The 12,697-nt window shown below is 72.8% G+C and carries 15 protein-coding genes; 12 read left to right on the forward strand and 3 right to left on the reverse strand.

Annotated elements, in window-relative coordinates; all coding sequences use genetic code 11:
• Nucleotides 1–60: 60 nt before the first annotated feature.
• The 6 genes from NI25_RS34345 (at nt 61) to NI25_RS34370 (ending at nt 6,278) form a co-directional block, all read left to right on the forward strand.
• Nucleotides 61–813: a FadR/GntR family transcriptional regulator gene (locus NI25_RS34345; RefSeq protein WP_061446197.1), complete on the forward strand. Its 753-nt coding sequence runs from the start codon at nt 61–63 to the stop codon at nt 811–813.
• Between the two features lie 252 nt (nt 814–1,065).
• Nucleotides 1,066–2,088 carry an acetylxylan esterase gene (locus NI25_RS34350; RefSeq protein WP_061446198.1) on the forward strand — a complete coding sequence of 341 codons (1,023 nt, stop codon included), beginning with the start codon at nt 1,066–1,068 and terminating at the stop codon, nt 2,086–2,088.
• Between the two features lie 26 nt (nt 2,089–2,114).
• Entirely contained in the window at nt 2,115–3,599 is a 1,485-nt protein-coding gene (locus tag NI25_RS34355) for an exo-alpha-sialidase (RefSeq protein ID WP_061446199.1), read from the forward strand.
• Nucleotides 3,600–3,688: 89 nt separating this feature from the next.
• Nucleotides 3,689–4,648 carry a dihydrodipicolinate synthase family protein gene (locus NI25_RS34360; RefSeq protein WP_061446200.1) on the forward strand — a complete coding sequence of 320 codons (960 nt, stop codon included), beginning with the start codon at nt 3,689–3,691 and terminating at the stop codon, nt 4,646–4,648.
• Complete coding sequence (locus tag NI25_RS34365) at nt 4,645–5,589, forward strand: ROK family protein (protein WP_061446201.1); 945 nt, start codon at nt 4,645–4,647, stop codon at nt 5,587–5,589. The genes NI25_RS34360 and NI25_RS34365 overlap by 4 nt, the downstream gene beginning before the upstream one ends.
• The gene (locus NI25_RS34370) at nt 5,586–6,278 is read left to right on the forward strand and encodes an N-acetylmannosamine-6-phosphate 2-epimerase (protein WP_061446202.1); all 693 of its coding nucleotides are present in this window, start codon (nt 5,586–5,588) and stop codon (nt 6,276–6,278) included. Before NI25_RS34365 ends, NI25_RS34370 begins: the two co-directional genes overlap by 4 nt.
• Before the next feature lie 64 nt (nt 6,279–6,342).
• Here NI25_RS34370 and NI25_RS34375 read toward each other — a convergent pair whose 3' ends face one another.
• On the reverse strand, nt 6,343–7,797 hold the full coding sequence (locus NI25_RS34375) for a glyceraldehyde-3-phosphate dehydrogenase (RefSeq protein WP_061446203.1): 1,455 nt from the start codon (nt 7,795–7,797) through the stop codon (nt 6,343–6,345).
• Between the two features lie 223 nt (nt 7,798–8,020).
• Between NI25_RS34375 and NI25_RS34380 the strand changes: the two genes are divergently transcribed.
• Nucleotides 8,021–8,431 carry an SseB family protein gene (locus NI25_RS34380; protein ID WP_061446204.1) on the forward strand — a complete coding sequence of 137 codons (411 nt, stop codon included), beginning with the start codon at nt 8,021–8,023 and terminating at the stop codon, nt 8,429–8,431.
• Nucleotides 8,432–8,460: 29 nt separating this feature from the next.
• On the opposite strand, the gene NI25_RS34385 is transcribed toward NI25_RS34380, so the two are convergent.
• On the reverse strand, nt 8,461–8,871 hold the full coding sequence (locus NI25_RS34385; RefSeq protein ID WP_061446205.1) for a MarR family winged helix-turn-helix transcriptional regulator: 411 nt from the start codon (nt 8,869–8,871) through the stop codon (nt 8,461–8,463).
• 130 nt (nt 8,872–9,001) lie between these two features.
• On the opposite strand from NI25_RS34385, the gene NI25_RS34390 reads away from it, so the two are divergent.
• The 5 genes from NI25_RS34390 (at nt 9,002) to NI25_RS34410 (ending at nt 11,530) form a co-directional block, all read left to right on the forward strand.
• On the forward strand, nt 9,002–9,313 hold the full coding sequence (locus NI25_RS34390; protein WP_061446206.1) for an ArsR family transcriptional regulator: 312 nt from the start codon (nt 9,002–9,004) through the stop codon (nt 9,311–9,313).
• 164 nt (nt 9,314–9,477) lie between these two features.
• Nucleotides 9,478–9,942 carry a fluoride efflux transporter CrcB gene (gene crcB / locus NI25_RS34395; RefSeq protein ID WP_061446207.1) on the forward strand — a complete coding sequence of 155 codons (465 nt, stop codon included), beginning with the start codon at nt 9,478–9,480 and terminating at the stop codon, nt 9,940–9,942.
• Entirely contained in the window at nt 9,939–10,283 is a 345-nt protein-coding gene (locus NI25_RS34400; RefSeq protein ID WP_061446208.1) for a DUF190 domain-containing protein, read from the forward strand. The genes crcB (NI25_RS34395) and NI25_RS34400 overlap by 4 nt, the downstream gene beginning before the upstream one ends.
• Complete coding sequence (crcB, locus tag NI25_RS34405) at nt 10,280–10,654, forward strand: fluoride efflux transporter CrcB (protein ID WP_061446209.1); 375 nt, start codon at nt 10,280–10,282, stop codon at nt 10,652–10,654. Before NI25_RS34400 ends, crcB (NI25_RS34405) begins: the two co-directional genes overlap by 4 nt.
• Before the next feature lie 39 nt (nt 10,655–10,693).
• Entirely contained in the window at nt 10,694–11,530 is an 837-nt protein-coding gene (locus tag NI25_RS34410; RefSeq protein WP_061446210.1) for an undecaprenyl-diphosphate phosphatase, read from the forward strand.
• A gap of 7 nt (nt 11,531–11,537) precedes the next feature.
• Here the strand turns inward: NI25_RS34410 and NI25_RS34415 are convergent, their stop codons facing one another.
• Nucleotides 11,538–12,596, reverse strand: a complete 1,059-nt coding sequence (locus NI25_RS34415; RefSeq protein ID WP_061446211.1) for a fatty acid desaturase family protein — start codon at nt 12,594–12,596, stop codon at nt 11,538–11,540.
• Nucleotides 12,597–12,697: the final 101 nt, after the last annotated feature.

Genomic DNA, 12,697 nt, shown 5'->3' on the forward strand with positions numbered 1-12,697 from the left:
TCTGATGTCTGATGCTTGATAACGTGGGAACGTAGCCGGGCAAGTGAGAGGGGTCAAGAGGTGGCGGTGGGGCAAAGGGCGATTCGGCAGACGGTGCCGGAGCCCAAGACGGCACGACAACCGTTGCGGCAGGAGGTCGTGGACGGCATCAAGGCCTACATCCTGCGCAACGAACTGCGCCCGGGGGATCCCTTGCCGACCGAGCCCGCCCTGTGCGAGGCGCTCGGCGCGAGCCGCTCCAGCGTGCGGGAGGCGATCAGGATCCTCACCGCGCTCGACATCGTCGAGGTGCGGCACGGGCACGGCACCTACGTCGGCAGGCTGAGCCTGTCCGCCCTGGTGGAGAGCCTCACCTTCCGCGGCCTGCTCAGCCCCGACGACGACTTCCAGGTCATGAGCGACCTCATCGAGGTGCGCGAGCTGTTCGAGCGCGGCATGGCCGAACGGCTGGTCTCCTCCCTGGACGAGGAGCAGATCGCCCGCCTCGACGCCCACGTCGACGAGATGCGCAGAGCCGGCGCGGGGGAGGGGCACGGGTTCGTCGAGGCGGACCGCGCCTTCCACACGCTGCTCCTCGCCCCGCTCGGCAACGACCTCATCGGCCAGCTTTCCGCGGCGTTCTGGGACGTCTACGTCATCGTCGCGCCGCACCTCGACGTGTTCACGCGCGAGCACGAGGCGGCCACCATCGCCAACCACCAGCGCATCGTGGACGCCGTGCGCGAGCGCGACCCGGCCGAGTTCGCGGCGGCCCTCGCCGAGCACTACGCGCCGGTGCGCCGGCGGATCGAAGAGGCCCGCGCCCGGCGCTGACCGGCTCGTGCGGACGACAGGGCGCCCCCCGCCGGGGGCGCCTTCTTCATGCCCGGCGCCGGCCGGGTCCGCCGCACGGCCGGGGAGCGGGGGCACTTGACGGTCGTCGCGGGGATCTCTAGTGTCCTCGATCAGCAGACATCAGACGTCTGCTGATCGGGAGCGATCGCTCCGCACCCGGATCCGGCACCGCCGGCCCGCCCGTTCCTTTGCGCTGCGCCGCGCGCACGCCTCACCCACCGGGGCCCCTCCATGCCACTGACGGACCTCACCCTCGCCCAGTGCCTGGCACTGCGGCCCGACCTCGAAGAACCCGCCGACCTCGACGCCTTCTGGGAGCAGACCCTCCGCGAAGCCCGTCAGGCCGGCGACGTGCCCGGCTTCACGCCGGTGGACACCGGCCTGACGGAGGTGTCCACCTACGACGTCACGGTGCCCGGCTTCGCCGGCGAGCCCGTCCGCGGCTGGCTGCACCTGCCCGCCCGGGCGAGCGGGCCGCTCGGCTGCGTGGTGGAGTTCCTCGGCTACGGCCGCGGCCGCGGTCTGCCGCACGAGCAGGTGCTCTGGGCCAACGCCGGCCACGCGCACCTCGTCATGGACACCCGCGGCCAGGGCTGGTCCACCGCGGGCGGCGACACCCCCGACACCGCCGCCCTGAACGGCACCGTTCCCGGCTTCCTCACCCGCGGCGTCGAGAGCCCCCACGACCACTACTACCGCAGGGTGTTCACGGACGCCGTGCGCTTCGTCGACGCCGCCCGCGCGCACCCGGCCGTGGACCCGGACCGGGTCGTCGTGACCGGCGTCAGCCAGGGCGGCGGCATCGCCCTCGCGGTGGCCGGGCTGGTCCCGGGCCTGGCCGGGGTGATGCCCGACGTCCCCTTCCTCTGCGACATCCGGCGCGGTGCCACGATCGCGGCCCGGCCGCCCTACACCGAGATAGCCGAGTACCTGCGCCTGCACCGCGAGCGCACCGCGACCGTCTTCGCCACCCTGTCCTACGTCGACGCCGCCCTGCTGGCCGCGCGCGCCACCGCCCCCTCGCTCTTCTCCATCGCGATGATGGACGAGATCTGCCCGCCCTCGACGAGCTTCGCGGCCTTCCACCGCTACGGCGGCCCCAAGGACCTGCGCGTCTACGAGTTCAACGGCCACGAAGGCGGCGGTGGCCACCACCGCCGCGTCCAACTCGACTGGGTGCGCGAACTGCTCACCGCACCCCGCCCCCAGACCCCCACCACCGTCTCCGTCCTGCACGACCCCCAACTCGCCTGACCCCTCACCCGAGAAGAGGCCTGTTCATGCAGCGAAGAGTCACTCTGGCCGTCGGCACCGCCGCCCTGGCCGTCCTGGGCGCCACCGTCCCCGCCGCCCACGGCGCCGACTCCCCCCGCAAGGCCGCCGCGGCCGCCGGAACCCTCACCTCGCAGGACCTCGCCACCGCCGGCACCGGCTCCCCCTACTACCGCATCCCCGCCCTGACCCGGACCACCAAGGGCACCCTCATCGCCGCCTACGACGCGCGCCCCACCCTCGGCGACCTGCCGAGCAACATCGGCGTCGTCCTCAGGCGCAGCACCGACGGCGGCACCACCTGGCAGGCCCAGCAGGTCGTCCGCAAGGACGCCGCCCCCAAGGGCTACGGCGACCCCAGCCTCCTCGTCGACCGCGAGACCGGCCGCATCTTCCTCTTCTACGCGGCCTCCGTGAACCAGGGCTTCTTCGGCTCGGCCACCGGAAACGACGAGAGCGACCCCAACGTCCTCCAGGCCGACTACAGCTACTCCGACGACGACGGGCTCACCTGGAAGCACGAGCGGATCACCGCCGACATCAAGGACCCCTCCTGGGCCGGCATGTTCGCCTCCTCCGGCGAGGGCATCCAGCTGCGCCACGGCAGGTACAAGGGCCGGCTCGTCCAGCAGTACGCCATCCGCAAGGACGGCGCCAACTACGCGGTGAGCGCCTACAGCGACGACCACGGCGCCACCTGGAGGATGGGCACCCCCGTCGGCCCCGGCGGAGACGAGAACAAGACCGTCGAGCTGTCCGACGGCCGCATCATGCTCAACAACCGCTCCAAGCCGTACCGCACGGTCGCCTACTCCACCGACGGCGGCGTCACCTACACCCCCTTCCAGCAGGACACCGAGCTGCCGGACCCGGCCAACAACGGCTCCGTCACCCGCTTCGCGCCGGACGTGGACGCCTCGCACCCCCGCGCCTCGTGGCTCGTGTTCAGCAACACCGCGACGACCGACAGCCGCAGCAACCTCACCGTCCGCCTGTCCTGCGACAACGGACAGACCTGGCCGGTGCGCAAGACCGTCGAGTCCGGCGCCGCCGCCTACTCGACCCTCACCCCGCTCGGCGACGGCACGGGACCCAACCCGGGCATGGGCCTGCTGTGGGAGCGGGGCAACGTCGACCACATCACCTACTCCTCCTTCGACCTCCAGTGGCTCGGCGGGGTCTGCGCGCCGGTCACCGTCACCCCGCCCGCCTCCCTGCCCGCGGGACGGACCACCAGCGTCACCGTCCGCGTCGTCAGCCAGAACGACGTCCGGCTCCCCGCCGGCCGGGTCTGGCTCGACCTGCCGGACGGCTGGAGCGCCCCGGCGGTCGACGTGCCCGCGCTCGACCCCGGCCAGGGCGCCGACATGAAGATCCCCGTCACGGTCCCCGCGAACGCCACCGCGGGCGACGTGCGGACGACCGCGACCTACGAGGTCCGCGGTCGCCAGCACTCCTACGGCGACACGACGTTCACCGTCACCCAGCCGTAGCCGGCCACGGGCCGCCCGGCGCCGGCATCCCGGCGCCCGGCGGCCCGTTCCACCCCGTACCACCACTCGCACAGCCCAGGAGAAACACCATGTCCTCGTCCCAGCCCCTGAGCGGCGTCGTGCCGCCCGTCTGCACTCCGCTGGACGCGTCGGGCGAAGTCGACACCGCCTCGCTCGCCCGGCTCATCGAGCACCTCGTCGGCGGGGGAGTGCACGGGCTGTTCGCCCTGGGCTCCAGCAGCGAGGTCGCCTTCCTCACCGACCGGCAGCGGGCCGCCGCCCTCGACACGGTCGTCGAGACGGTCGCCGGCCGCGTCCCGGTCCTCGCCGGAGTCATCGACATGACCACCCCCCGGGTGCTCGTCCACGCCGAGGCCGCCCGCATGGCCGGCGCCGACGCCCTGGTGGCCACCGCCCCCTTCTACGCCCGCACCCACCCGCGCGAGATCGCCGCCCACTTCCGCGCCATCCGCTCCGCCGTCGACCTGCCCCTGTACGCCTACGACCTCCCCGTCTCCGTGCACAGCAAGCTCTCCGCCGCCCTGGTGCGCGAACTCGCCGAGGACGGCACGCTGGCCGGCCTCAAGGACAGCAGCGGCGACGAGGGCGGTCTGCGCCGCCTCATGGTCGAACTCGGCGGACGCCACGGCCGCGCCGACGGCCCCGCCCCCTCCTTCAGCATCCTCACCGGTTCCGAACTGACCGTGGACGCCGCCCTGCTGGCCGGCGCCGACGGAGTGGTCCCGGGCCTCGGCAACGTGGACCCGGCCGGCTACGTCCGTCTCTACGACGCCGTGCGCGGCGGGGACCTGGACCGTGCCGTCAAGGAACAGGAGCGGCTCGTCGAGCTGTTCGGGCTGGTCGATGCGGGCCCGGAGGGAGAGATGGGCCGCAACTCCTCGGCCATCGGCGCCTTCAAGCACGCCCTGCGCCTGCTCGGCGTGTTCGCACACGGCACCACCGCCGCGCCGCAGATCCAGCTGGGCGAGGACGCCGTCGCCCACGTCGAGCGGCACCTGCGCGGCGCCGGGCTGCTGCCGGTCCGATGACCGGGCGACACCTCGGCGCACCGGTCATCGGCCTCGACCTGGGCGGCACCAAGATCGCCGCCGCCCTGGTCGGCCCCGGCGGCACCGTCCTGGCCCGGCACACCCTGCCCACCCCGGCGGCGCAGGGCGCCGAGGCGGTGCTGGACGCCCTGGCCGTCGCCGCCCGCGCGGTACGGGCCGACGGCGCCACCGCGATCGGCGTCGCGGCGGCCGGCGTGATCGACCCCGTCACCGGGACCGTCACCAGCGCCACCGACACGATCCGCGGCTGGGCCGGCACCGCCTTGGCCGCCGGCCTCGCCGCCCGTACCAGCCTCCCGGTGGCCTGCGACAACGACGTACGCGCCGCCGCCACGACGGAACTGGACGACCCCGACGACACCACCCTCCTCTACGCCGCTGTAGGCACCGGTGTAGGCGGCGCCGTCGCGGCGGCCGGTCGCATGCTGCACGGCGCCGCCGGAATCGCCGGACACCTCGGGCACCTGCCCAGCCCGGAGGCCGACGGACTGCCCTGCACCTGCGGAGCCACCGGCCACCTGGAGGCCATCGCGGCGGGCCCCGCCATCACCGCCCACTGCGCACGGCTCGGCGGGCCGCCGGCCGACCGCCTCCAGACCGTCGCCGCACGCGCTGCCGAGGGCGACCCGCACGCGACCGCGGCCATCACGCTCGGCGCCCGTGCGACGGGCCGCGCCCTGGGCGGCCTCGCCAACGCGCTCGGCCCGCACCGCGTCGTCGTGGCCGGCGGCGTACCCCGCATCGGCCCCCTCTACTGGGACGCCCTGTGCGCGGCCTTCACCGCCGAACTCATGCCCCCGCTGCGCGACCTGCGCCCGTGCCCGCCGCGGGGCGGCGCCGACGCCGCGGTCCTCGGGGCGGCCGCGCTGCCCCGCACCCTGCCCCTGCACCACCCCCACACCACCGGAGCACCGTCATGACCCCGCCCGCCCCCGGGTCCCCGTCCCTTGCCGACCGGCTCGAGGGCCGCCTGATCGTCTCCTGCCAGGCGCCTCCCGGCGACCCGATGCGCCACACCGACACCCTGGTCCGCATGACCCTGGCCGCGCGGTCCGGGGGCGCGGCGGCCGTACGGGTCAACGACCCGGAGGTCGTCGCCGCCACCGTCGCGGCCGTGGACCTGCCGGTGATCGGGCTGTGGAAGGACGGAGACAGCGGCGTCTTCATCACCCCGACCGTGCGCCACGCCCTCGCCCTGGTGGAGGCCGGCGCCGCGGTCGTCGCCGCCGACGCCACCGCGCGACCGCGGCCCGACGGCAGCACCTTCGCCGAGCTGGTCGAGGCCGTCCACGCGGCGGGCGCGCAGGTCATGGCCGACGTGTCGACGCTCGGCGAGGGCCGCACGGCCGCCGGCCAGGGAGCGGACTTCGTCGGCACCACGCTCTCCGGCTACGTGCCCGGCTCCCCGGTGCAGGACGCACCCGACCTCGCGCTCGTGACCGACCTCGCCGGCGCGCTCGACACCCCGGTGATCGCCGAAGGGCGTATCGCGACCCCCGAGCAGGCCGCACGGGCCCTGGCCGCCGGGGCCCACAGCGTCGTCGTGGGCACCGCCATCACGGCGCCGACCGCGCTGACCCGGCTCTTCGCGGACGGCCTCACGTCCTGACCGGGCAGACGTGAGGGGCGGCGGGAGACGACCTCCCACCGCCCCTTTCCCGTGTGCGCCGCGATCAGGCCGCCGGAGCCGGGTACGTCGGGTACTCCACCCCGGAGACGTGCTGGACGACGCGGACGACCTGGCAGGAGTAGCCGAACTCGTTGTCGTACCAGAGGTAGAGGATCGCGTTGTCGCCCTCGACCTTCAGCGCGCCGGCGTCCACGATCGAGGCGTGGCGCGAGCCGATGAAGTCGCTGGAGACGGCGTCCGGGGCGCTGATGAAGTCGATCTGGCGCTTGAGCGGCGAGGTCAGCGACACCTCGCGCAGGTGGTCCAGGACCTCCTCGCGGCTCGCCTCGCGGGCCAGCTGGAGGTTGAGGATCGCGATGGACACGTCCGGCACCGGAACGCGGATCGAGCTGCCCGTGATCCGCGCCTTGAGGTCGGGCAGCGCCTTGGCGACGGCGGAGGCGGCACCGGTCTCCGTGATGACCATGTTCAGCGGCGCGCTGCGGCCGCGGCGCTCGGACTTGTGGTAGTTGTCCAGCAGGTTCTGGTCGTTGGTGAAGGAGTGCACCGTCTCCACGTGACCGCGCAGTACGCCGTATTCGTCCTCCATCGCCTTGAGCGGCGGGACGATCGCGTTGGTGGTGCAGGAGGCGCAGGACAGGATCCGCTCGTCCGGCTTGACGGTGTCGTGGTTGACACCGTGGACGATGTTCGGGACGTCGCCCTTGCCCGGCGCGGTCAGGACGACCTTGTCGATGCCCGGACGCAGGTGCTTCGACAGGCCCTCGCGGTCGCGCCACTTGCCCGTGTTGTCGATGAGGATGGCGTCCTTGATGCCGTACGCCGTGTAGTCGACCTGCGTCGGGTCGTCCGCGTAGATCACCTTGATGGCGTTGCCGTTGGCGAGGATGGTGCTGTTGTCCTCGTCGACGGTGATCGTGCCCTGGAACTGCCCGTGCACGGAGTCGCGGCGCAGCAGCGAGGCACGCTTGACGATGTCTTCGGCGGCCCGCTCCCCACCGCCGCGGACGACGATGGCGCGCAGCCGGAGCCCGTTGCCGGAGCCCGCCTTCTCGATGAGCAGCCGGGCGACGAGCCGGCCGATGCGGCCGAAGCCGTACAGCACGACGTCGCGGCCCTCACGACGGTCGATCTTGTTGGCGCCGGTGGCTCCGGCGACGGCCTCGGCGGTGAACTCCTCGACCGACAGACCGCGGTCGTCGCCCCGGTAGGTCGCGGCGAGCATGCCGATGTCGATCTGCGAGGGCCCGAGGTCGAGTGTGGTGAGCGCCTGCAGGAAGGGCATCGTCTCGGTGACCGACAGCTCCGCGCCGGCGATCTGGCGGGCGAAGCGGTGCGTCTTGAGGATGCTGACCACAGACTTGTTCACCAGGGAACGGCTGTGCAGCAGGATCGTGACGTCCTGCTCCCGGTGCAGCTTCCCGATCATCGGGATCATCGATTCCGCGATCTCTTCGCGGTGCTTCCAGTTGGTGAACGAGTCGTCGTTGACAGTCACGTCTCTATCTTTCGAGCTAGGCGGCGCTCATATGCTAACCCGACCGCGTTTCCGATCGATCAAGTGGGCCCCTCGCCGATCAGATGAGTACGGGATCCGGGCGGGTCCGGGTGGGGAAGTCGCACATGATTGCGCCGCTGACGACCGGGGTACGCGAGCCCTGACCGCGTCCGTGCCGATCGTCCGCGCGGGCCGTACCACCGCCGCTACCAGGGAATCTGCCATGGAGACACCCGCGAACGACCACCCCGTCACGCCCGCTCAGCGAGCGCTGGACACGCTGGCCGAGTCCCCCGAGACCGCCGACAACACGGCGGCGCTCGACACGCTCGCGAGCAGCGACGTCCTCGTGCCGGTGCCCGACGACGCGAACGACCAGGAGGCGGCCGACCCAGGGATGCTGGCGCTGCCGGTGCTGGAACAGCAGGGCGGCCGCCAGGTGGTGCCCGTGTTCACCTCGGAGCTGGAGATGGCCGACCTGCTGCCGTACGTCTCCCGCTACCGCATGGTGCCGCTCGGCGCGCTCGCCGCGCAGTGGCCGGCCGACGACCTGTCCCTGTCCATCGACGCCGGCTCGGAGCACCGCCTCACCCTCACCTCGGACGGCGTGCGCACACTGCTGGCCCGTCCCTGAGGGCTTCGCCCCATGGGCCTCCGTCCCGTTCAGGAGGGGCGGGGGCCCTCGTCGTCGCCGAGCGCGCGGGCCAGCGCGGCCCGCTGGAGCGGCAGTATCGCGGCGTGCAGGTCGCGGCCCCTCGGGGTGAGCGCGACATACACACCCCGCCGGTCCTCCGCGCAGATCGAGCGCGTCACCAGTCCGTCCCGCTCCAGGCGGGCGATGAGCCGGGACAGCGCGCTCTGGCTCAGGTGGACCCGGCCCGCCAGATTCTGCACCCGGCAGCGGTCACCGTCCCCGGGCGCCTCGGTCACGAGGAGGTCGAGCACCTCGAAGTCGCTCGCGCCCAGACCGTGCGGATGCAGTGCCCGGTCGATCTCGCACATCGTGCGCGCGTGCACCGCGAGGATGTCCCGCCATCGTTCCTCGAGCCGCGCGCCGGCGGTCCTGGCTGCCATGACTGAACGGTAGCACCGCAACCGATATTGGTTGAATGTGCAAATGGCCCGGTTGTCGGACAACGGGGCTCCGGCTGCGGGAAGGTGGAGGGACACGGTACGAGCCGGGCCGGCGCGGAGGGAGCACGAGATGCCGAGGAGCCCCGTGCACGGCACGCGCCTCGACATCCTGGAGTGGCTGAAGGACCCGGCCGCGCACTTTCCCCGGCAGCGTCGCGTCGATCCCGTCGAGCACGGCGTCCACGCCGGCCTCGTCGCCGCGAAGCTCGGGGTGTCCCGCCGCGCGGCCCGGACGCACCTCGGCCTCCTCACCCGCCTCGGCCTCCTGCGCGCCACGCGGATCCGCCGCCGCACGTACTACCGGCGCGACGAGGTGCGGATCGCCGAGGTGGCGCGGATGTTCGGGGAGGGCTGGCAGGCGCGGGCGCCCTTCCCGGAGTGACCCGTGCGCCGCCCCGGCGTTACGCTGAGCATCAGCCGCGGCCCGCTGGGACGCGGCGCGGCGGTGGGGCCCGCCGTACCCGAACCGCGGCTCAGGCGCCGCCAACGGTCCCTACTTGCGTACCGGGGGCTTCCCCCTGCCCGGCGAGTAGGAGACGTACGACCATGACAGTCCCGAAGACCGGAGGCGTCGGCCGGACCCGGCCCGGCGCCCCGGAACGGCCGCGGTGGCGCGCCCAGGCGCCGGTCGTCGCGGCCGTGGCCCTCGGCGGCGGCACCGGCGCCGCCGCCCGCTACGCGGCGTCCCTGTGGTGGCCGACGCCGACCGGCGGCTTCCCCTGGACGACCCTCGGGGTCAACGTCGTCGGCTGTGCCGTGATCGGCGTGTTCATGGTGGTCGTCACCGAGGTCCGGTCCGCCCACCGCCTGGTGCGGCCCTTCTTCGGCACCGGCGTGCTCGGCGGCTTCACCACCTTCTCCACCTACGCCGTCGACAGCCGGACCCTGTTCGCCGACGGCCGGGTCCCCGCCGGCCTGGCCCACCTCGCCGCGACCCCGCTCGCGGCACTCACCGCGGTGTGGCTCGCCGCATGGGCGACCCGCCGGGTCCTGAAGTGGAGGCAGACATGACGAGGCTGACCCACGGCGCCCTGCGCCTGACCGTCTTCGTCGGCGAGAACGACACCTGGCACCACCGCCCCCTGTACGCGGAGATCGTCCACCGCGCCCACGCGGCGGGCCTCGCGGGCGCCAGCGTCTTCCGGGGCGTCGAGGGCTTCGGCGCCTCCTCGGTCGTCCACACCACCAGGCTGCTCTCCCTGAGTGAGGACCTGCCGGTGGCCGTCGTGGTCGTCGACACCGAGGAGCGCGTCCGGGCCTTCCTGCCGCGGCTCGACGAACTCGTCACCGAGGGCCTGGTCACCCTCGACCCGTGCGAGGTCGTCAGGTACGAGGGCAGGAGGCCGTCGTGAACTGGCTGCTGGTCGTCGCCGGAGGCATGGTCGGCGCCCCGCTGCGCTACCTCACCGACCGCGCCGTGCAGTCCCGGCACGACTCCGTCTTCCCCTGGGGCACCTTCACGGTGAACGTGACCGGCAGCATGGTCCTCGGCCTGCTGACCGGCGCGGCCCTGGCCGGAGCGGTCGGCTCCGAGGTGCGGCTGCTGCTGGGCACCGGCCTGTGCGGCGCGCTGACGACGTACTCGACCTTCTCCTACGAGACCCTCCGCCTGACCGAGACCGGCGCGCGTCTGGAGGCCGCCGCCAACGTGGTGGGGAGCGTGGTGGCCGGCCTCGCGGCGGCGTTCGCGGGGGTGACTCTGGCCGACGCGCTCTGGAGCTGACGCCGGGCACACAGCCGGGTGTAGTAGGAACTGGATGCCATGAGCGCCATCAGCATCGGTCAGGCCGTCATCCTCGGAGCCGTCGAGGGGGTGACCGAGTTCCTGCCCGTCTCCTCCACCGGACACCTCAAGATCGTCGAGGGGCTGATGGGCATCCCGGTCGACGACGACGCCGTCATCGGCTTCTCCGCGGTCATCCAGGTCGGCGCGATCGCCGCCGTGCTCGTCTACTTCTCCAAGGACATCGCGCGCATCGTCTCCGCCTGGGCGCGCGGACTGCGCGACCGGGAGGAGCGCTACCACCACGACTACAAGTTCGCCTGGTGGGTCATCTTCGCCACCATCCCCATCGTCCTCGTCGGCCTGGCCGCCAAACCCCTGATCAAGGGCCCCCTCGCCTCGCTGTGGGTGGTCGCCGGCTCCCTGATCGTCGGCAGCGGCGTGATGTGGTGGGCCGACCGCACCGGCCGGCACAAGCGGGGCGAGGACGACACGTCCTTCAAGGACGCGATGCTGGTCGGCGGCTCCCAGATCCTCGCCCTGCTCTTCCCGGGCTTCTCCCGTTCCGGCGCCACCATGTCCACGGCCCTGATGCTCGACCTCGACCGGGTCGCCGCCACCCGGCTGTCCTTCTTCCTCGGCATCCCCGCCCTGACCGGGGCCGGACTGTACGAGCTGAAGGACGCCCTGGGCACGGGGGCGGGTGCCGCGCCCCTGGCCGTCGGCACCCTCGTCTCCTTCGTGGTGGCCTACGCCTCCATCGCCTGGCTGCTGAAGTTCGTGGCCAAGCACTCCTTCAACGCCTTCGTCGTCTACCGCATCGCGGTCGGCGTCCTCCTGTTCGGACTGCTGGGCACGGGCGTGCTGCACAGCTGACCGCCGCTCAGCGTGCGGCGCGCAGCGGCTCCCCGACGCTCCTCATGTGCCGCAGGGCTTCGCGGTGCGAGGCCAGCAGCCCCGTCTGGTGGTACGGCACGCCCAGCTCGGCGCAGTACGCCTCGGTGACGGCCTGCGCCCGGGCGAGCGCGGGAGTCGGCATGCTGGGGAAGAGGTGGTGCTCGATCTGGTAGTTGAGGCCGCCCATGAAGGCGTCGACGAGCACACCGCCCCGCACGTTGCGGGAGGTCAGGACCTGACGGCGCAGGAAGTCCAGCCGTGTGCCCTCCTCGATCATCGGCATGCCCTTGTGGTTCGGCGCGAAGACCGAGCCCAGATAGATCCCGAACAGACCCTGGTGCACCGCGAGGAAGGCGAGCGCCTTGCCCGGGGAGAGCACCGTGAACAGTCCGCCGAAGTACACGGCGAAGTGGGCGACGAGCAGCGTGCCCTCCAGGACCGGCCGTTTCACGGCCCGGCCGCCCAGCGCCTTGAAGCTGTTGAAGCTCAGGTTGAGGCCTTCCAGCGTCAGCAGCGGGAAGAAGAGGGCCGCCTGGTGCTTGCCGATGAAACGGGGCAGACCCGTCGCCCTGCTCGCCTGCCCTCGCGACCACACCAGGATGTCGGGCGAGACGTCCGGGTCCTTCTCCTCGTGGTTCGGATTGGCGTGGTGGCGGGTGTGCTTGTTCATCCACCAGCCGTAGCTCATGCCGAGCAGCAGGTTGGCCGCGAGCAGGCCGCCCGCCTCGCTGGGGCGCCGGCGCGAGAAGACCTGCCGGTGGGCGAGGTCGTGGGCCGCCAGTCCCAGCTGGCCGAAGACGACGGCGAGCCCGACCGCGACGAACAGCTGGCTCCAGTTGTCCCCCAGGGCGACGAACGCGGCGACGCCGCCCGCCAGGGCGAGGGCGACGGCGCCGAAACGCACCGTGTAGTACAGCGGGCGGCGCCGGAGCAGCCCCGCGTCGGCTATGCGCCTGGAGAGTTCGGAAAAGTCGCTTCCCTTGCCGCGACTCTTCTCCTGTGCGCCCGTGGGCGGGCTCTCGACGAGCACCGTTGAATTGACCATGCACTCGAGTATGTGAACGGCTCGCCGGGCGCAGAATGGCGTCCGCCCCCGAAACGGGGGTGAGGCCAGCACCACCCCCGTGCGGGGGTCCGCCCACCGTG

The organism is Streptomyces sp. CCM_MD2014, assembly GCF_000772045.1.
GTDB lineage: Bacteria > Actinomycetota > Actinomycetes > Streptomycetales > Streptomycetaceae > Streptomyces > Streptomyces salinarius.

Bases quoted from the DNA above. Each gene is read 5' to 3' on its own strand.
- NI25_RS34350 (WP_061446198.1), top strand. From the start codon at position 1,066: ATGCCACTGACGGACCTCACCCTCGCCCAGTGCCTGGCACTGCGGCCC.
- NI25_RS34355 (WP_061446199.1), top strand. From the start codon at position 2,115: ATGCAGCGAAGAGTCACTCTGGCCGTCGGCACCGCCGCCCTGGCCGTC.
- NI25_RS34360 (WP_061446200.1), top strand. From the start codon at position 3,689: ATGTCCTCGTCCCAGCCCCTGAGCGGCGTCGTGCCGCCCGTCTGCACT.
- NI25_RS34365 (WP_061446201.1), top strand. From the start codon at position 4,645: ATGACCGGGCGACACCTCGGCGCACCGGTCATCGGCCTCGACCTGGGC.
- NI25_RS34370 (WP_061446202.1), top strand. From the start codon at position 5,586: ATGACCCCGCCCGCCCCCGGGTCCCCGTCCCTTGCCGACCGGCTCGAG.
- NI25_RS34380 (WP_061446204.1), top strand. From the start codon at position 8,021: ATGGAGACACCCGCGAACGACCACCCCGTCACGCCCGCTCAGCGAGCG.
- NI25_RS34385 (WP_061446205.1), bottom strand. From the start codon at position 8,871: ATGGCAGCCAGGACCGCCGGCGCGCGGCTCGAGGAACGATGGCGGGAC.
- NI25_RS34390 (WP_061446206.1), top strand. From the start codon at position 9,002: ATGCCGAGGAGCCCCGTGCACGGCACGCGCCTCGACATCCTGGAGTGG.
- crcB (WP_061446207.1), top strand. From the start codon at position 9,478: ATGACAGTCCCGAAGACCGGAGGCGTCGGCCGGACCCGGCCCGGCGCC.
- NI25_RS34400 (WP_061446208.1), top strand. From the start codon at position 9,939: ATGACGAGGCTGACCCACGGCGCCCTGCGCCTGACCGTCTTCGTCGGC.
- NI25_RS34410 (WP_061446210.1), top strand. From the start codon at position 10,694: ATGAGCGCCATCAGCATCGGTCAGGCCGTCATCCTCGGAGCCGTCGAG.
- NI25_RS34415 (WP_061446211.1), bottom strand. From the start codon at position 12,596: ATGGTCAATTCAACGGTGCTCGTCGAGAGCCCGCCCACGGGCGCACAG.